The organism is Micromonospora sp. LHW51205 (assembly GCF_003315815.1).
GTDB lineage: Bacteria > Actinomycetota > Actinomycetes > Mycobacteriales > Micromonosporaceae > Micromonospora > Micromonospora chalcea.
The window spans coordinates 626284-644697 of record NZ_QMEZ01000003.1; the positions used below are offsets into that span (position 1 = coordinate 626284).

General features: G+C 73.1%; 17 protein-coding genes. 2 read left to right on the plus strand and 15 right to left on the minus strand.

Annotated features, from left to right (window positions below; genetic code table 11):
• Nucleotides 1–2: 2 nt before the first annotated feature.
• The gene (locus DQE82_RS15110) at nucleotides 3–1286 is read right to left on the minus strand and encodes an aspartate kinase (protein ID WP_199495998.1); all 1284 of its coding nucleotides are present in this window, start codon (nucleotides 1284–1286) and stop codon (nucleotides 3–5) included.
• Nucleotides 1287–1500: 214 nt separating this feature from the next.
• On the opposite strand from DQE82_RS15110, the gene DQE82_RS15115 reads away from it, so the two are divergent.
• Both DQE82_RS15115 and DQE82_RS15120 read left to right on the plus strand, forming a co-directional pair.
• A complete protein-coding gene (locus DQE82_RS15115) occupies nucleotides 1501–3486 on the plus strand; it encodes an anthranilate synthase family protein (protein WP_113973008.1) in 1986 nt (661 codons plus the stop codon).
• Nucleotides 3487–3581: 95 nt separating this feature from the next.
• Nucleotides 3582–4049 carry a DUF6069 family protein gene (locus DQE82_RS15120; protein ID WP_113973009.1) on the plus strand — a complete coding sequence of 156 codons (468 nt, stop codon included), beginning with the start codon at nucleotides 3582–3584 and terminating at the stop codon, nucleotides 4047–4049.
• 141 nt (nucleotides 4050–4190) lie between these two features.
• On the opposite strand, the gene DQE82_RS15125 is transcribed toward DQE82_RS15120, so the two are convergent.
• The 14 genes from DQE82_RS15125 to DQE82_RS15190 form a co-directional block, all read right to left on the minus strand.
• The gene (locus DQE82_RS15125; RefSeq protein ID WP_113973010.1) at nucleotides 4191–4580 is read right to left on the minus strand and encodes a VOC family protein; all 390 of its coding nucleotides are present in this window, start codon (nucleotides 4578–4580) and stop codon (nucleotides 4191–4193) included.
• Between the two features lie 11 nt (nucleotides 4581–4591).
• Nucleotides 4592–6643: a multicopper oxidase domain-containing protein gene (locus DQE82_RS15130; protein ID WP_113973011.1), complete on the minus strand. Its 2052-nt coding sequence runs from the start codon at nucleotides 6641–6643 to the stop codon at nucleotides 4592–4594.
• Complete coding sequence (locus tag DQE82_RS15135) at nucleotides 6640–7104, minus strand: DUF6220 domain-containing protein (protein WP_043323072.1); 465 nt, start codon at nucleotides 7102–7104, stop codon at nucleotides 6640–6642. Before DQE82_RS15135 ends, DQE82_RS15130 begins: the two co-directional genes overlap by 4 nt.
• 54 nt (nucleotides 7105–7158) lie before the next feature.
• The gene (locus DQE82_RS15140) at nucleotides 7159–7554 is read right to left on the minus strand and encodes a DUF6223 family protein (protein WP_113973013.1); all 396 of its coding nucleotides are present in this window, start codon (nucleotides 7552–7554) and stop codon (nucleotides 7159–7161) included.
• A gap of 191 nt (nucleotides 7555–7745) precedes the next feature.
• A complete protein-coding gene (locus DQE82_RS15145) occupies nucleotides 7746–8408 on the minus strand; it encodes a response regulator transcription factor (RefSeq protein ID WP_030499014.1) in 663 nt (220 codons plus the stop codon).
• On the minus strand, nucleotides 8405–9538 hold the full coding sequence (locus DQE82_RS15150; RefSeq protein ID WP_113973014.1) for a sensor histidine kinase: 1134 nt from the start codon (nucleotides 9536–9538) through the stop codon (nucleotides 8405–8407). The genes DQE82_RS15145 and DQE82_RS15150 overlap by 4 nt, the downstream gene beginning before the upstream one ends.
• 90 nt (nucleotides 9539–9628) lie before the next feature.
• Nucleotides 9629–10519, minus strand: coding sequence for an aromatic prenyltransferase (locus DQE82_RS15155; protein WP_043323060.1), 891 nt, complete (start codon nucleotides 10517–10519; stop codon nucleotides 9629–9631).
• Nucleotides 10520–10570: 51 nt separating this feature from the next.
• Nucleotides 10571–11746 carry a hydroxymethylglutaryl-CoA synthase gene (locus DQE82_RS15160; protein ID WP_104112296.1) on the minus strand — a complete coding sequence of 392 codons (1176 nt, stop codon included), beginning with the start codon at nucleotides 11744–11746 and terminating at the stop codon, nucleotides 10571–10573.
• A gap of 2 nt (nucleotides 11747–11748) precedes the next feature.
• Nucleotides 11749–12804: a hydroxymethylglutaryl-CoA reductase gene (locus DQE82_RS15165; protein WP_113973015.1), complete on the minus strand. Its 1056-nt coding sequence runs from the start codon at nucleotides 12802–12804 to the stop codon at nucleotides 11749–11751.
• On the minus strand, nucleotides 12801–13883 hold the full coding sequence (fni, locus tag DQE82_RS15170) for a type 2 isopentenyl-diphosphate Delta-isomerase (RefSeq protein WP_069088370.1): 1083 nt from the start codon (nucleotides 13881–13883) through the stop codon (nucleotides 12801–12803). The genes DQE82_RS15165 and fni overlap by 4 nt, the downstream gene beginning before the upstream one ends.
• On the minus strand, nucleotides 13880–14989 hold the full coding sequence (locus DQE82_RS15175) for a phosphomevalonate kinase (protein WP_043323053.1): 1110 nt from the start codon (nucleotides 14987–14989) through the stop codon (nucleotides 13880–13882). The genes fni and DQE82_RS15175 overlap by 4 nt, the downstream gene beginning before the upstream one ends.
• Nucleotides 14986–16026, minus strand: a complete 1041-nt coding sequence (gene mvaD, locus DQE82_RS15180; RefSeq protein WP_233514671.1) for a diphosphomevalonate decarboxylase — start codon at nucleotides 16024–16026, stop codon at nucleotides 14986–14988. The genes DQE82_RS15175 and mvaD overlap by 4 nt, the downstream gene beginning before the upstream one ends.
• Nucleotides 16016–17071 carry a mevalonate kinase gene (gene mvk, locus DQE82_RS15185; RefSeq protein WP_113973016.1) on the minus strand — a complete coding sequence of 352 codons (1056 nt, stop codon included), beginning with the start codon at nucleotides 17069–17071 and terminating at the stop codon, nucleotides 16016–16018. Before mvk ends, mvaD begins: the two co-directional genes overlap by 11 nt.
• Nucleotides 17071–18159: a polyprenyl synthetase family protein gene (locus DQE82_RS15190; protein WP_113973017.1), complete on the minus strand. Its 1089-nt coding sequence runs from the start codon at nucleotides 18157–18159 to the stop codon at nucleotides 17071–17073. The genes mvk and DQE82_RS15190 overlap by 1 nt, the downstream gene beginning before the upstream one ends.
• Nucleotides 18160–18414 lie beyond the last annotated feature (255 nt).

The following is an 18414-nucleotide window of genomic DNA, read 5'->3' on the forward strand; positions in this document are numbered from 1 at the left end:
TCTCAGGCGGTGGCGGAACGACGGGAGGTCAGGGACGTGGCGTCCGCCGGCTCGGACCGGTCGAGGCGGAACGCGCGGTGCAGGGCTTCGACGGCGTCCACGGTGCGGTCCCGCGACACGATCACCGACAGCCGCATCTGGGAGGTGGAGATCCAGCTCGTCGAGATCCCGGCCTCGGCCAGCGCCGCCATCAGCCGGGCCGTGTGCTCGGGGCGGCTGAGCAGGCCCATGCCGACCACCGACACCTTGCCGACGTTCTCGTCGAAGTGGACGCCGCCACCGAAGGACGCGGTGAGGTCGTGCAGCGCGGTCCGCACCGCGTCGGCCTGGCTGCGGCGGATGGTGAACCCCATCCGGAACTCGCTCTCGTACGGCCCGGACCGGGCCACCAGGTCCGCCACCGCGCCGTGGGCGGCCAGCACCTCGAACACGTCGGGCGCCATGTCCCGCCGGCCGTCGCGGCAGTGCACCAGCACGCGCACCACGTCGGTGTCGTGGGTCACCGCCACCACAGCCCGCCGGGTCTCCAGCGGCCGGTCGTCCGGACGATCCACGACCGTCGTTCCGGGCGCCTGCGACGCCGCGTTGCGCACGCGCACTTCGACCCCTTCCATGGCGGCCAGCTCGATGCATCGGGTGTGCAGGACCCGCGCGCCGGCGAACGCCATCTCCGCCATGACGCCGGGCTCGACCCACGGCAGGCAACGCGCCGCCGGAAGAATGCGGGGGTCGGCGCTGAACACGCCGTCCACGTCGGTGTAGATCTCGCACGCCGACGCGCGCAGCCGGGCCGCGAGCGCCACCGCTGTCGTGTCGGAGCCGCCGCGTCCGAGCGTGGCGACGTCCCCGGCCCGGTCGATCCCCTGGAACCCGGTGACCACGGCGACCTCGCCGCGGCCCAGCGCCGCCTCGACCCGCGCCGCCCCGATCCGCGAGATCAGCGCGTCGCCGTGCCGGTCGGTGGTGTGGATCTCCGCCTGGTGCCCGGTCAGTGAGACGGCCGGCACGCCGAGCCCGGTCAACGCCAGCGCCATCAGCGCCGCCGACTCGGACTCGCCGACTGCGAGCAACTGGTCGAGTTCCCGGGACGGGCCGGCGGCGCCGACGTCGGCCGCGAGCCGCAGCAGGTCGTCGGTGCGGCTGCCGCGGGCCGACACGACAACTGTCACGGCGGACCCGTCCCGCCGAGCCGCGGCGATCCGCAGCGCGGCGTGCCGTACGCGGTCGAGGGTCTGCAGCGAGGTGCCCCCGTATTTCTGGACCAGCACGTCCACAGTCGTCTTCACCGCCCTCGTCGTATCGGCATTGCGGTCGACAGTAATCGCGGTCGATCTGCGAGGGCACTACTCGCCCGAGTAGTAGCCCGCCGATTCAGTCGTTCACGCCATAACGTCGGCGCGTTACCGGAAACACGTGATGCCGTCGGCGACAACACGTCATGCGCGACGCCTTTTGCCGGACGCACTATCGACAGGCGATCTCTAGGGCAAAGGGAGCGACATGGACGGGACGGAATCGAACGTGGCCGGATTCCCGGATCTGCTGTCCGGTCTCGGCGGCGACGGGCGTGCCTTCGCCCTGCTGCACCGGCCCGGCGCCGCCGGGAGCGCGTACGTGGAGGTTCTGACCGGCGAGGTGTGCCACGTGGACACGCTCGCCGAGCTGCCCCTGCCCGCCGGGCCGGCGACCGGCGGGCGGCACGACCTGCTCGTCGCGGTGCCGTACCGGCAGGTCACCGAACGGGGGTACGACTGCCACGACGACGGCGCTCCACTGCTCGCGATGCGCGTCCACGAGCAGTTCGGGCTCGACCGCGAGCAGGCGCTGGCGGGCCTGCCCGAGCGCGCCGTACCGGTGACCGACGCCGACTTCGACCTCAGCGACGAGGACTACGCGGCGATCGTCAAGCGGGTGGTGGGCGACGAGATCGGGCAGGGCGCCGGATCCAACTTCGTCATCCGGCGCACCTTCACCGCGCGGCTGGCCGACTGCTCGACCGCCACCGAACTGGCGATCTTCCGCCGGTTGCTGACCGGCGAGCTGGGTTCCTACTGGACGTTTCTGTTCCACTCCGGCGCCGGCACGTTCATCGGCGCGTCACCGGAACGGCACGTCAGCATGATCGACGGAACCGTCTCGATGAATCCCATCAGCGGGACGTACCGGCATCCTCCGAATGGCCCGGCGGTTTCCGGTCTGCTGGAATTCCTGAACGACCCGAAAGAGGCGAACGAACTCTACATGGTGGTCGACGAGGAACTGAAAATGATGGCGCGGATGTGCGCCTCCGGCGGCCAGGTGCACGGCCCGTTCCTCAAGGAAATGGCGCGGGTGACGCACTCCGAGTACATCCTGACCGGCCGCAGCGACCTGGACGTACGCGACGTGCTGCGGGAGACGCTGCTCGCGCCGACCGTCACCGGCAGCCCGATCGAGAACGCGTTCCGGGTCATCACCCGCCACGAGACGACCGGCCGCGGCTACTACGGCGGCGTGCTCGCGTTGATCGGCAGTGACCCGGCCGGCAGCCGTACGCTCGACTCGGCCATCATGATCCGCACCGCCGAGATCGACCACGACGGCACGCTCCGCCTGGGCGTCGGCGCCACCCTGGTACGCGACTCCAAGCCGGAGTCGGAGGTGGCCGAGACGCGGGCCAAGGCGGGCGGCATGCGCGCGGCGCTCGGCCTCGGCGTCGACCCGGCCAGCCCGGACGGCGGGCCGGCGACGCCCGTGCGGGCACGCTCGTCCCTGGCCACCGACCCCCGGGTACGGCGGGCGTTGCGCGAGCGCAACGCCACGCTGTCGAGGTTCTGGCTCGACGGCGCGGAGCGGAGAACCCCGAACCGGGCGCTGGCCGGGCGCCGCGTGCTCGTCGTCGACAACGAGGACACCTTCATGGCCATGCTCGACCACCAGCTGCGGGCCCTCGGGCTGCGGTCGAGCATCGTCCGGTTCGACAGCCCGCTGCGGCCGGACGGATACGACCTCGTCGTCGTCGGCCCCGGCCCCGGCGACCCGGGCGACCTGAGCGACAGGCGGATGCGGACTCTGCGCGGGCTCACCCGCGACCTGCTCGCCGGGACAGTGCCGTTCCTGTCCATCTGCCTGGGCCACCAGGTGCTCGCCGCCGAGCTGGGGTTCCCCCTCGCCCGGCGCGCGGTGCCCAACCAGGGCGTGCAGAAGCGGATCGACCTGTTCGGCCGGCCGGAGCTGGTGGGGTTCTACAACACCTACACGGCCCGCTCCGCGCACGACGTGGTGGCCGGCGGCCGGCGGGGCCCGATCGAGATCAGCCGCAGCCCAGACAGCGGTGACGTGCACGCGCTGCGCGGCGCGGGATTCCGCTCCGTCCAGTTCCACCTGGAGTCCGTCCTCACCCAGCACGGCCCGCGGATCCTGGGCGATCTGCTGGTCTCCCTGCTCGCCGACGGCACGGCCGCCGCCGCAGCCGGGGCGGCGGGCCGGCGCGGGACCCGGCCGTGACGCCCCGGCGTTCAACTGTCCACGATTGACTGCCGTCGTGGCGTCCCCGCATTCTCCCGGAGAACACATCGAGGCACCGGACCGGAGGCGACGCCATGGATGAGGCCACTCAGCGACCCCCCGTCGCGGCGCGGTCGAACCGGTCGCTGGCCACCGCCCCGGTGTGGCTGGTCGGCGTCCTGGCCACCCTCGCCGGGGCGGTGGCCGCGGAGACGTTCACGCTCGCCGCCCGGGGTCTCGGCGTACCGATGGAGGCGGCAGGTGTCTGGGAGGAGCAGGCGCAGGCGATCCCGGTGGGCGCCATCGCCCGCAGCGTCGTGCTCTGGTCGATCGGCGGGATCGTCCTGGCGGTGGTCGCGGCCCGGCGGGCCCGGCGGCCCGTACGCGTCTTCGTGGCCGGCACTGTCGCGTTCACAGTGCTGTCCCTCGCCGCGCCCGCCTTCGCCCAGGACACCGCCGTGTCCACGCAGCTCGTCCTCGCCGGCACCCACGTGATCGCCGGCGCGGTGATCATCCCCATCCTGGCCGCCCGGCTCTCCGCACCCACCACGAACCGGTACTGATCCCGCCACCGTCCCTCCCGGCCTCCGCGATCTTGCACTTTCGGCCCCCGCAAAAGGGATATCCCCGGCACTGGAAGGGCGGTAAGTGCAAGATCGGCGCGGACGGTCCGGGGTAGACGGGAGGCGGTCGGGTCCGGTGGCTCAGCGGCGGGCCGTGGGCTCGAAGATCTCGACCAGGTTGCCGGCCGGGTCGGCGATCAGGAACTGACGACCGCCCGGCCCGGACACGATGTCGCTGCGCAACGTCACCCCGGCCCGCTGCAGCCGCTCCCGTTCGGCGTCGACGTCGTCGACGATCAGGTGGATACGGTTGCGCCCGCACCCGGCCGCGTCCGCCGGCGTGACGCGGGCGCCCGAACTGGCCGGACCGGACAGCAGCAGCCGCAGCGGCCCGCGCACCACGTCCGCGAAGGCCGGCGGGAACGCGGTCGACACCGTGAAACCCAGGTGGGCGGTGTAGAACTCGATCGCCGCCGGCACGTCGTCGACGACGTAGCGGACGCCGGCCAGGGCGTGCACGTCTGCGGTCATGGCAGTCCCCTTCAGTGTGCGTGGCTCGTGCTGTCGAAGGGCGTGGTGACACCGTCGTAGACGAGCCGCAGCATCATGCCCTGCTCCTGGTGCGGCAGGTTGTGGCAGTGGTTCATCCAGACACCCGGATTGTCCGCCCGGAACGCCACCTCCCACACCTCTCCCGGCCGTACGTCGAACGTGTCCATCCACAGCGGGCTGCCGGAGTAGCGCCGGCCGTCGCGGGACAGGATCAGCACCGGATGACCGTGCAGGTGCCACGGGTGGGTCTCCAGGCTCCGGTTGACCACCGTGAAGCGCACGACGTCACCCTCCCGGACGAGCTGGTCCGGGACGGAGGGGTGCGCGCGGCCGTCGACGGCCTGGGCGTAGGCGGGCTTGCCGTCAACCATGGCCAGGGCGCGGTCGAGGACGATGGTGAAGTGCCGGTCGGCGTCGTCGCGGTCGAACGGCACGGGTGCCGGCTCGCCGTATTCCAGCAGGTCCAGCTCGGGCCAGTCGCCGGTGTCCGGCAGGGTGCGGTCGCCGCCGCCGGCGCCGGCCGGGCGCAGCAGGACGCCCTGGTCGGGGTCGTGGTCGAGCAGCAGCGTGACAGTGGCGTCCGGCATGGTCAGGACCACGTCGTACCGGCCACCGGCGGGCAGGCGGAGGCCGACCTCGCGTACCTCGCCCGGCTGATTGAGGTCGCGGCCGTCGACGGCCACCAGCCGGAACGCCGAGCCGGCGACGGCGAACCAGTGCGGGTTCGAGTCGGTGTTGATCAGACGCAGCCGCACCGGCTGTCCCGGGCGGACGTCGTGGACGGCGCGTCCCTCCTGGTCGCCGAGAATCACGACGTCGTCGAACGTGTGCACCGGCAGCGTCAGGTCCAGCCCGCGCTCCGCGTCCGGCCGGTCCTCGCGCGGCGTCACGACGAGCGTCCCGTACAGCCCCTTGCGCACGGCGGGGTGCGACGCCTGGTGGGTGTGGTACCAGTACGTCCCCACCTGGTCCGCCCGGAACCGGTAGATGAACTCGCCGCCGGGCCGCACCGCGTGCTGCGTGGCGCCCGGCGCACCGTCCTCGCCGCACGGCACGTCGTACCCGTGCCAGTGCAGGGTGACGCCGTTCTCGATGTCGGCGTTGCGGAGCGTCACCTCGATCAGGTCGCCCTCGGTCGCGGTGATGGCCGGCCCGGGCAGCCGGCCCTCGTAGCTCCAGGCGTCGATCGGACGCCCTTCCGGCAGCGTGACGGTGCCCGTCCGGGCGGTGAGCACGTGGCGTCGCGCGGTGCCGCCCGCCGCCGGAGCGCCGGGGCCGCGCAGGTCCGCCACGGAAACCTTCGGGCCGGCGCCACCGGCGTGTCCGGGGCCGCCTCCGGTGACCATCGCCTCGGGCTCCCGGAAGAGCAGGCCGACGCCGGTGGCGCCGGCGCCCGCCGCGACGACGCCGCCGGCCACGCCGAGGAACCGGCGACGGGACAGCGCCGACGCCCCGGCCGCCACCGGCGCTTGTTCGGGAGAGCCCGCGTCAGCCGCCGCCGAGCGTTCGGCGGAGCCGGCGTCCGCCACCGCCGAGCGTTCCGGGGCGCCCGCGTCCGCGCCCTGCCCGGTGGGTCGTCCGACCACCCGGGCGGTGAGCAGCGCGCCGGCGCAGACGACGGCGACGGCGATCAGCGAGGTGCTCAACGTCAACGGGTAGCCGGCGGTGAACGTCACCACCAGGCCGGCCAGCGCGGCGTAACCGGCGGTCAGCAGCGCGACGAGCCCGCCGGCCGGCAGGCCCGTGGCCGGCGACTGCCGGGCCGCGAGCAGCCGCGGGCCGGCGAGGAGCACCGCGACGATCCCGGCGGCGAAGAGCAGCGGCAGCCCCAGCAGAACCTTCTCCTGGACGAACCACCAGCCGCGCCCGGCCAGCAGCGCCACGGTGCCCAGCCGGGTGATCGTCACGAGCACCGCGGCGGCGAGCAGGCCCAGCGCGAGGCGGTTGCGGCCGAGCGCGGCGGTCACGCCTGCCGCGAACCACGTCGCGACACCGAGCAGTGCCACGACGTGGTCCACGAGGATCCATTGGAGCGTGCTCATGAGGCCGTTCGCGCCGAGTCGGCCGCCGGGCCGGTCACAGTGGTGTCCACGCCGGGCGTGGTCGTCGTGTCCGGCCCCGGCCGGACGCTGCGCAGGATGACGCGGGCGACGGCCACCATCACCAGCCCGTTGACCGCGTGCAGGCCGAACACGTACCGGCCGACGGCCGAGTCGCCGGCCGAGTCGCCGAACGCCTTGGCGATGACCGCGATCAGGGCCTGCAGGATCCCCAGCCCGGCGACCAGGCCGGACAGGCCGATGATCCGGCCGGGCATCCGCATCACCGCGGCGGCCACCGTCAGCACCACGGCGACGAGGATGCTCCCCAGACCGAGGATCCGGTGGGGGCGGAACGCCTCCTCGTTGGCCTCGTTGCTGAACGCGCCGCTGGCGGCCAGGAAGAACTGCACCACGAGCACGAGCAGCAGGAACGCTGCCAGTCCGGCGAACACTTTGCGCATGGGACTCCCCTTCGGGTCGGTTGGGTCACCGGGGTGTTCGGTCGGCGGCGCCGGTCAGGCGGCGCGCCGGGAGCGGGTGAATGCCAGACCGCCGACGGCGATCCCGATCAGCGCCAGCACGATGGACACGATGGCGCCGCCACGGCCGTTGCCGCTGCCGACACCGCCGTCGGAGCCGGCCAGGGCGACCACACCGGCGATCAGGCCGGCCGCCGCGAGCACCAGCGCGGCGATCGCGTTGCCACGACCGCCGCCGCGCCCCGCGGAGCGCAACGCCCACACGCCCAGGACGAGGCCGAGCAACGCGAGCGCGAGCGCCAGCACGGACCCGGCCCGGCCGGAACCACCGTCACCGTCGGCGGCCGTCACCTGCGCGGCCGCCGGCGCGACGAGTGCGAGCCCACCGAGGACGCCGGTTGCGGCGGCGGTGAGCAGACGACGGATGAACATGGGAGCCCCTTCGGCTGCGGGAACAGGCATCTGCGCCAGCGTAGGTAACGACGCCGCTACGGGTCGTCATGCCGATGGAGACAATCGATCTACTGCGGTGACGGTATTCCCGCGGTGCGGCGTCTGCGCGCGGAGCAGCCGTATACCGCAGTCGCAGCACTGCGAGCGACAGACCGGGCCGTGCCGCCCGGTCAGCGATTGCCGGGTGACACCAGGCCGGACTCGTAGGCGAACACCACCAGCTGTGCGCGGTCGCGGGCCTGGAGCTTGGTCATGGCGCGGTTGACGTGGGTCTTCGCGGTCAGCGGGCTGATCACCATGCGATCGGCGATCTCGTCGTTGGACAGGCCCCGGGCGGCCAGCGCGACCGCCTCGCGTTCCCGGTTGGTCAGCTCCTCCATGCCGGGCGTGACGTCCGCGCAGAGCGGCTCCGACACGTACCTGTTGATCAGCATCCGGGTGATCGACGGCGCGAGCAGCGCGTCCCCGCGCGCGGCTACCCGCACGGCGTGCAGCAGGTCGTCCGGCTCGATGTCCTTGACCAGGAAGCCGGTGGCGCCGGCGCGCAGCGCGTGGAAGACGTACTCGTCGAGGCCGTAGTTGGTCAGGATGACCACGCGCACCCCGGCCAGCGCCGGGTCCGCGACGATCTGCCGGGTCGTCTCGACGCCGTCCATGACCGGCATCTGGATGTCGATCAGGGCGAGGTCGGGCAGGTGGTGCCGGGCCAGGGCCAGGCCCTCCCGGCCGTTCCCGCCCTCGGCCACCACCTCGATGTCGTCCTCGGCGTCCAGCAGCGCGCGGAACCCGCTGCGCAGCAGCGGCTGGTCGTCGAGCAGCATGATCCTGATCATGGGATGCGCACCACCGGGAGTTCTGCCTGGACGGTGAACCCGCCGCCGCTGCGGGGTTCCGCCCGGAGCCGGCCGCCCAGCGCGAGGACCCGCTCGTGCATCCCGAGCAGCCCGACGCCGGGCACCGGGGCGGCGCCCGGCCGGGCCGTGCCGTCGTCGTCGATCCGGATGCTCAGCGCGTCCGGGCGGTAGTCGATGCGGACCGCGGCGGCCGCGGCGGAGGCGTGCCGGGCCGTATTGGTGAGCGACTCCTGGACGATCCGGTACGCGGTGCGGCCCACCGCCTCCGGCACGTCCCGCTGGTCACCCTCGATCGTCAGCGTGGTGGCCAGGCCGATCTTCTCGGCCCCGGCCAGCAGTTCCGGGAGGTGGTCGAGACCGTGCGACGGGGACTTGGTCAGGTCGCGCAGCGTCTCCAGGGTCGCGCGCAGCTCCCGGGTCGCCGCCCGGCCGGCCTCCTGGATCGCCAGCAGCGACTCCGGCACCTGCTCGCCGCGCTTACGGGCCAGGTGGACCGCGACCTCCGCCTGCACCTTGATGATCGAGATCTGGTGGGTGAGCGAGTCGTGCAGCTCCCGTGCGATGTGCAGCCGCTCCTGGGTCGCGCGCAGCCGGGCGGTCTCCTCGCGGGTGCGCTCCGCCTCGTCCGCCCGCCGCTCGGCCTGCCGCAACGCCTCACCGGCCGCCGCCGCGGCGACCAGCCAGGCCAGTTCGAGCACGCCCCGCGACTGCGCGAGCGCCTCCTTGAGGGCGCCGTCCGCCGGCGAGACCATGATCGCCAGCGGCAGCACGACGAGCAGGGCCGCGCTCACCCCGAGCGTGACGAGCCGGTGCCCGGCCCGGACCGCCGCGTACACCGCGAACAGGTACGCGATGGCCGGCACCCCGAAGCCGACCGCGTTGTAGCCCACCACGCACAGCCCGGTGGCGACCAGCACGGCGACCGGAGCCCGGCGACTGGCGGCCAGCGCCAGGCCGCTCGCCACCACCAGCGCGTAGCCGAGCAGCCCGAGGCCGTCGGGGGCGGGATGGTCACCGGCCAGCGCGCTGATCAGCAGCACCGCCGCCACACCGACCGCGATGACCCAGTTCTTCACCCGGGCCCACACACTGGACAGTCCAGTCCTCATAATCGCACTTTAGCGGAGGGTGCCAGGGTTGAGCCCCGAGCGAACAGGCATTGATCCCGGTGCCGCCGGCCGGGCGGCACCGGCGGGTGTTCAAATGAAGTTCACCGCGCCCGGCTTCCATTTGTAGTGCGACTCGAGTTTGTAGTACTCGCCCTTCGGGGTCAGCGCCACGCCGTAGACGAACTTGCGGTCCCCGCCGCCGTACGGAACGCTTTTCACGAACTTCTCGATCTCCGGTTCCACGGGTACGGGAAGCGTGGTCAGATCCGTTGTCGCCGCGGCGTAGCAGATCCGTTCGATCTCCGGGGAGTCCCAGCCCAGCGTCACGTAGAGCCCGAACGCCCCGGCGCCGAGCCGCAGCATCTGCTCGCTCGGCTCGGCCATCCCGGTCCGCCGCAGCGTCGACCGGATCGTCTCCGGCTCGAAGCACTCGCGCGGCACGTCGTTGAAGTAGACGTTCACGGTCCGGGCCGGGTAGTCGAAGCCCAGCACGCCGACCCGGTCGTCGAGACCGTGCCGGGTGAAGAACCCGGCGTTCGCGGCGAGACTGCGGGGCATCGCCGGGATGCCGGCGAGCACCGAGGCCACCTGCAACTCGTCCGGGGCGAAGGCCGCGTAGATCTTCTTGAAGCCGCCGACCACCCCGAAGTCGATGCCGTGGCTCTCCACCGGGCAGCGCCGGTGCACCTCGGCGAGCAGGCCGCCGATGGGGTGGTCGGTCCGCGGGGTGAGGCCCCGGGCGATCGCCGAGGCGTACGGGTCCCGGTCGTCCGGATGCGTCCGGAACCGGCAGTCCAGCTCACCCGCGTGACGCAGCGCGGTCGCCACCCGGAAGGCGACCACCGCCTCGGGATGCGCGAACGCGTCGCCGTACGCGGACAGGACGGGCCAGACCCGGTCGCGCGAACAGGGCACGTCCAGCTGCCGGGCCGATTCCTCAATGGTCGAGTAGAGCTCGGCCACCTCGGGAGTTCCGGACATCGATCCTCCAAGCATGTGTCGTTCGGTCGGGGCGGCCGGCATGGCCGGTCGCTATCGCGGCTCGTAGACGCGCTTGTGGCCGGAGAGCCCGGCCAGCCGGTACGGCCCGGTGGTCACCGCCGGCACGGGATAGTCACCGCCGTCGACCGGGAAGGCGTGCTCGTGCAGCTCCCGGTACGTGTCGTAGTCGACCTCCTGCCGCCGGTCGATCGCCGCCCGGTGCTGGTCGGGTCGCGTGTGCTCGCGGTACCCGGGCACGACGGTGCCGGCGAAGAACTCGGCGACACTGCCGGACCCGTAGCTGAGGAAGCCGACGGTCCGGCCGCTCAGGTCGTCGGCGGTGTCGAGCAGCGCCGCGAGCCCGAGGTACATCGACGCGGTGTAGCTGTTGCCGATCTCGGCGTTGTACCCGGTGGTGTGCCCGATGGCGCCGGCGACCAGCGCGTCGTCGACGTCGCGCCCGCAGTAGTTGAGCAGGTGCCGGTGCGCCTTGTCGGCCATCCTGGGGAACGGCTGGTGGTAGCAGAACGCGCCGAACTCGTCCAGCGCGCGGCCGCCGCGCTCGGTGTAGTCCTTCCACGAGCCCTCCACCGCCTGCAGGTAGGCGGAGATGGACTCGTGCCCGTCGACCAGGGCGGTGGTGCGGTAGTTCGGCCGCCAGAAGTCCATGACGTCGGCGGTGAACATGCCCGACGGGTCCTCGACGCGTACCAGCGCCGGGTCCGCGCCGACGAGCATGGCGACCGCCGCGGCGCCCTGGGTCGCCTCGCCGGGCTCGCCCAGCGCGTACTTCGACACGTCGCTGGCGATCACCAGGACCTGCTGCGACGGGTCGCGGTGCACCAGGCCGACGGCGAACTGCAGTCCCGCTGTACCGCCGTAGCAGGCCTGCTTCAGCTCGACCACCCGGGTGGCCGAGGGGAAGCCGAGCAGGGAGTGGACGTGTATCCCGGCCGCCTTCGCCTGGTCGACCGACGACTCGGTGGCGAACACGATGGTCCGGATCCGGTCGGTGCCGTGGCGGGCGACGACCGGCGCGGCGGCGGCAGCGGCCATGGTCACGATGTCCTCGTCCGGGGCGGGCACGCTCATCGCCCGCAGGCCGATGCCCCGGTGGTACTTGGCCACGTCGGTGCCGTTGGTGGCGGCCAGCGTGGCATGCGTCAGCACGTGGTGCGTCGTCGCGGCGGACAGGTCGTGGATGCCGACGGCGGGTCTCGCGGCCATCGTCAGGCTCCGATCTTCGTGGTCTCGGTCGGGCGTTCGAGCCGGACGTGCGCCCGCATCAGCTCGCCCGGGTTGGTCTGCGCGGCGAGCAGGGACAGTTCGCCGCAGAGCACCGTCGCGGCCGCGATGACCGCGAGCCGCCGGGCGTTCTCGCCCGGATCACGCGCGGCGCGGCAGCCGAGCCGCTCCAGGTTCTCCGCCACGAAGCCGAGACCCTTGCCGTTGCCGACGGTGCCCACGATCAGGTTGGGCAGCGTGCAGGAGAAGTAGAGGTCGCCGTCGCGGTCCTCGGCGACCGTCACGCCCTGGGAGCCCTCGACGATGTTCGCGGCGTCCTGCCCGGTCGCCAGGTAGAACCCGAGCAGCATGTTCGCGTAGTGCGCGTTGGCCGAGCGGACACCGCCGGCGAGCAATGTGCCGATCATGTTCTTGTGCACGTTCAACTGGGCGATGGCGGCCGCCGTCGTGTGCAGTCTGTCGTGGACGATCTCCCGTGGTACCACCAGTTCGGTGACCACGTTCTTGCCCCGGCCGAGAATGCCGTTTATCGCGGTGGCCTTCTTGTCGGTGCAGTAGTTGCCCGAGATCGAGCCGTACGAGATTCCCGGAATGGTGTCCAGGATGTGCTTCAGCAACGCGTCGGCGGCCAGCGTCGCCATGTTGTGCCCGGACGCGTCACCGGTGGTGAAACTGAACCGCAGGAACAGCAGATTCGCGGTGATCTCGTGGTGAAACCCGATCAGCTCGACGAACCTGCCGCAGGTGCGCACGATGTCGCGCAGCTCGTCGAACCGCGCGTCGACCTCCAGCGAGGCCAGGTAGGCGGTCTGCGCGTCCTTGGCGCGCACGAACACCGAGCGGGTCATGCGCTCGTCGACGAGCGTGGCGACGATGCCCGCCTCGACCAGCCGGGAGATCTTCGCGCCCCGGCCCACGGACGGCCACAGCGGCGACTCGTACGTGGCGAGCGGGACCTCCGTCTCGACCTGTGCCACGTTGCCCGAGATCCGCACGGGACCCACCCATTTCATGGGCACACCGGCGATGGCGTCGTTCATCGAATGCCTCCGATCATCTCGTGGGTGGCGCCGGAGCGGGTGGCGAGGCGGTGGGTGTCGATGCCCCGGGCCGCGCAGAACGCGCTCAGCCGTCCGTGGATCAGCAGGTCGCACCGGGTCAGGTCGGCCGGCGTGCGCGCGCCCAGGGCGGTCATCAGGGCTTCGATCTGGTCGAGCCAGGTGGAGATCAGCGACAGCAGCGCCGGCACGCCGCCGTCCAGGAGCGTCCGCAGGAACAGCCCGGACACCCCGGCGGCGCCGGCGCCGAGCGCCAGCCCACGGACCACGTCGAGCGGGTTACGGACCCCGCCGGAGGCCAGCACGGGCAGGTCGACGCCCTGGGCGTCGAGCAGGCAGGCGGGTGTCGACTGCCCCCACCCGTCGAGGAAGGAGTAGTCGGCGGCGTCGCGCCGGTCGTTCTCGATCCGGGCGAAGTTCGTGCCGCCCCGGCCGGCGACGTCGGCCACCCGGACACCCATGTCCCGCAGCCGCAGCAGCGTCTCGCGGCTGAGCCCGAAGCCGACCTCCTTGACGATCACCGGGACACCGACGCCGGCGACGATCTGTTCGATCCGCGGTCCCCAGGCGGCGAACGACCTGTCGCCCTCCGGCATCACCGTCTCCTGGATGGTGTTCAGGTGGATCTGCAGCGCGTCGGCCCGCATCAGGTCGACGGCCCGCCGGGCCCGCTCGACCGTGGCGGTGGCGTTGACGTTGGCCATGATGAACCCGTCCGGGTTCTCCCGGCGCATCACGCTGAACGTCTCGGCCACCGACTCGTCGGCGAAGTAGGCGCTCATCGACCCGGTCGCGACGGGTACGCCGGTCTCCCGGGCCGCGATCGCCAGGTCCCGGTTGATCAGGCCGGTCTTGGTGCTGCCGCCGGTCATCGCGTTGATGCACAGTGGCACCGGCCAGTCGATGCCGCCGAACGAGGTGGCCAGCGAGACGTCGGACCGGTCGATGCCGGCCAGTGCGTGGTGCACGAACGACACGTCGTCGAACTCGTGGTGACCGCCGAGCCGGTCCTGCTGCTCGGCGGCGAGCCGGACGTGGTCGTCCTTGCGGTTGGCGATCATCGCGCGCTCCCGTTCGTCTGGTGGACCTGGACCGGCATGGGGAGCACCCCGGCGGCGGCCCACTGCTCGCGCAGCCGCGCGGTCTGCGTCGCGGCGGCGGCGTCCAGCAACGCGATGCCGCAGTCGCCGCCGCCGGCGCCGGACGGTTTGGCCGCGCCGCCGACGGTCTCGGCGGCGTCGCACAGCGCCGTCAGGCGGGGGGTGAAGATGCCGAGCCGGACCTCGTCGTCCAGCTCGGCGAGCACGTGCCGGGCCCGCCGGACCTGGTGCAGCAGTTCCTGGTCGTCGCCCCGCTCCAGCGCGTCGATCGCGGTGCGTACGCACTCCTGGCTGCGGCTGGTGAAGCTCCACCGCGCGGCGCTGCCCCGCCACCGGGAGGCGGCCAGCCGCCCGGTCAGCGCGCTGCTGCTGGCCGGCTCCCCGGTCCAGCCCACCTCCAGCGCGAGGCCACGCGGTGGCGGCAGCCGCCGGACCCGCAGGCCCGGCCAGGGCGCGCGCATCGTCTCCTCCACGCCGCGCCGCCGCGCCATGTCGCGTACGGCGGCGCGGTCGGGCGCCTGGTAGGCGATCCAGCCGCCCCAGACGCTCGCGGCCAGGTCACCGCCGGAGGCGTCGGCGCCGTCGCGCACCGTCGCCAGCATCGCCAGCCGGAACCGCGATTCGAGCGACAGCTCCACCCCGTGGTACGCGGCCACGGCGGTCACCGTGGCGACGCTCACCGCCCCGCTCGACCCGAGCCCGAACTTCGTCCCGGCCCGGTGCAGCCGGCTGGTGATCGCCACCCGCATCGGCAGCGGGCGCAGTCCGCGCCCGGCCAGGAGTTCGCCGACCACCTCGATCGCGGAGGTCACGGCGCCGAGGTCGGCGGGCGCCGGCTGCCCGTCGTCCGCGGCGACGAGCCGGCCGTCCTGCCACCGCAGGCGCGCCCGGTCCGGGCGGAGGTCGGAGTCGACCACGAGGTGGGCGTCGGCGCCGGAGACGGTGACGTCCACTCCCCTGTCGACCGCCACCAGCAGCGCCGGGTGACCCGGCTCCAGCACCGCGTACTCACCGGCGATGAACAGCTTGCCCGGCGCGTGGTGGCGCACGGCGCCCGGCCCGGTCACGGCCGGCTGCCCGGGTCCGGCGCGGCCGCCGGGCCCGGTCCGGCGACGACCACGGCGCAGCCCGGCGCGACGTCGCGCAGGGTGTCGGCCACCCGGTCGGCGTCGGCACGGCGGCAGAGCACCTTGACGTTCGGTCCCGCGTCCATGGTGGCGTAGGCGCCGACGCCGTCGGCGCGCAGGCGCAGCACGCTGTCGAGCACGGCCACCGTGACCGGTGCCAGGTAGCGCACCGCCGGCCGGGCCGCCAGCATGGTGGCGTGCATGCCGAGGGCGTTGCGTTCGGCGATCTCGCCGACGGCGTCCAGGTCGCCCCGCAGCAGCGCGGTCCGCATCTCGGCCAGGTCGGCCCGGCCGGAGGCCACCCACGACGGATAGAGCGGCGAGGTCCGGACGGTCCGCCGCATCCCCTCACGGCTCGACACCGCCTTCGGCCCGGCGTCGACGATGGCGACCACCAGCACGACGTCGAACGGCGCGACCGGCACCGGCTCGGCGTAGGAGCCGAGGTCCGCGGCGGCCCCGGCGCCAGGGCCCGCGTGGCAGATCGCGAAGCCGCCGAAGACCGACCGGGAGGCCGACACGGACCCCCGCCGGGCCAGCCGGGACAGCGCGGTGGCGTCCAGGTCGAGGCCGTACGCAGCGGCGCCGGCGAGCGCGAGGGCGGCGAATCCGCTCGCCGAGGACGCCAGGCCGGCGCCGGTCGGTACGGAGTTGCGGGTGTCGACGTGGGCCCGTTCCGTGCGCCCGCCCATCTGCCGTAACAGGTCCAGGAAGGCGACGACGCGCTGTCGCCGCTCGCCGCCGGCGGGTGAGCCGTCGAGGACCACCTCGTCGGCCGGCGCGCCGCTGTCGATCCGGACGGTGGTGGTGGTCGGGAAGATGTCGAGCGTCATCGACAGGCTGTCGGCGTACGGGATCATGAGCTGCTCGTCGCGCTTGCCCCAGTACTTGATCAGTGCGATGTTCGGATGGGCCACCGCGGTCGCCCGCCGGTCCAGCGCCGGCGTGGACTGCTGCGTCCGGTGGTCAGTCGTCATGGCCGGCGAACCTCCCCATCCGGACGACCCAGGTGCGGACGGCGCCCGCCTGCCGGACGCCGCGCACCACCGCCGCGGACTCCCGGCGGTCCCCGGCCAGCGCGATCATGCAGCCGCCCAGCCCACCGCCACTGATCTTGGCGCCCGGGCTGCCCGCGGCGAGCGCGGCGTCGACCATCCGGTCGATCCGGTCGGTGCTGACCCCCACGTCACGCAACAGCCGGTGGTTCTCGGTCAGCCGCGCGCCGAAGTCGGCGACCCGGCCCTGGAGCAGGTCGTGCGCCGCCGCCTCGGTCAGGCTGGTGACCCGGCTGACGAACTCGTCGCGCGTGCGCGGGGAGCGTTCGAAGGCCCCACGCAGCAACTCCACCGCGTCCCTGGTGCTGCCGCTGACGCCGCTGTCCGCGATGACGAGCACCGCGTCGAACCCGGCCGGGTCGGACAGCCGCGCGGAGCCCGCCATGGCGACCGGCAGTTCCCGGCCGACGCCGTTGCGGAAGATCAGCGGCGCGGTCGCGCCGGTGGCCAGCGCGTCGATGCCGCTGGCCCGGCCGTGCGCCACGTTCTCCGAGGCCTGCACCAGATCGAACACCGTGCCGGCGTCGAGACGGCGGTCGAACGCGTCCGCGAGGGCCAGCACCGCGGCGCGGGCGCAGGCGGCGCTCGACCCGAGCCCCCGGCCCTGCGGGATCGCGCAGTCCACGAGCACGTCGACGCGCATCGGCTCGGTGACGGCGGCCCGCTGCCGGAACTCCGTCACCAGGTGCTGCAGACCGTCCGTCGGCAGCGACGTCACCTCCGGGCTCTCCAGCCCGGCGATGGCGAACGAGATCTCGTCCGGGCCGTCGCCGCCGACCTGGCGCGCCTTCGCCACGGCGGTCAGTTGCGGCACCGGGACGGCGAGCGCCGGCGCGCCGTACACGACGGCGTGCTCGCCCAGCAGGATGGCCTTGCCGTGGGCGCGGCCGGCGCCGAGGCGGACCGCTCCGTCACCCCTGTCGTCGAGGACGCGGCGGGCGACGACGGTCACCGGTTCCGTGGACATCACTGGGCCCGCTGGGTGGCCTTGATCGCCATGTCGGCGAGCTGATGTTTCGCGGGGGCGGTGGCGCTGCTCGCCTCCAGCGCGGCCAGCGCCCGGTCGGTGCGCAGCGAGATCTGCCGCTCGATCTCCTCGACCGCGCCGACATCGCAGAAGATGCCACGGATGCGGGCGATCTCCTCGTCCGCGAGGCCCGTGCCGACCTTGGCCCGCAGGTAGGCCGCCGCGTCCGGGTCCCGTTCGTCGGCGCGCTTGAGCGCCGTGGCGAGCAGGACCGTCCGCTTGCCCTCCCGCAGGTCGTCGCCGGACGGCTTGCCCGTCACCACCGGGTCGCCGAACACGCCGAGCAGGTCGTCACGGAGCTGGAACGCGATGCCGATGTCGGCGCCGAAGGCGCGGTAGGCGGCGAAGAGGTCGTCGTCCGCGCCGGCGATCGCGGCGCCGAACTGCAGTGGGCGCTCCACCGTGTACGAGGCGGTCTTGTACTGGTTGATGCGCAGCGCCGCGTCGACGTCCTCGCTCCGGCTGACCTGGCTGATCAGGTCGAGCAGCTGGCCGTACATGACCTCGGAGCGCACCGCCGACCACACCGGCGAGACCCGCACGTGCGCGTCGGCCGGCAGGCCGGAGGCGCGGACCAGGACGTCGGCCCAGATCAGGACCAGGTCGCCGATCAGGATGGCGGTGCCGGTGCCGAACGTGCCCGGGTCACCGGAGAAGCGCCGCGCCCGGTGCCGTTCGGCGTACGCGACATGCGCGGCGGGATGGCCGCGGCGGGTCTGGGACGCGTCGATGATGTCGTCGTGGATCAGGCCGGACGCGTGCAGCAGCTCGAACCCGGCGCAGGCGTTCAGCACCGCGCCGGCCACCGGGTCCTCCGGGTCGCCGCCGGCGCCGATCCAGCCCAGCCAGGCGAAGGCGGGCCGGATGCGCTTGCCGCCCCGCAGCACGTAGCTCTCCAGTTCGGCGACCAGGGCCGCGAAGTCGTCGCCCAGCTCGCGGGCCTCGGCGCGCCGCTCGGCGAAGAAGTCCCGCAGCGCGGCGTCGACGGGCGCCGAGTCGGTGACCGTCCCGAGATGTCCGACGGTCATGCCCGGGTCTCCCGATCGAGGCGGCATTCACCATTACACTCACGCATCTCGGACTCCCCTGGATTCGCTGGACCAGTCACGTCGAGCCGCGATCAGTCGATTCCGTTCCGGACGGTCCCGCCGGCGCGGAAACGACGCCGATCTCCCCATCGGCGCCGCCATTTCGTCCGCGCCGGCATGCCGATTCCGGCATGGCCTGACAGTAATCGCACTCCGTCACCGTGCCCACTACTCACGCGAGTAGTGGGCGCTGCC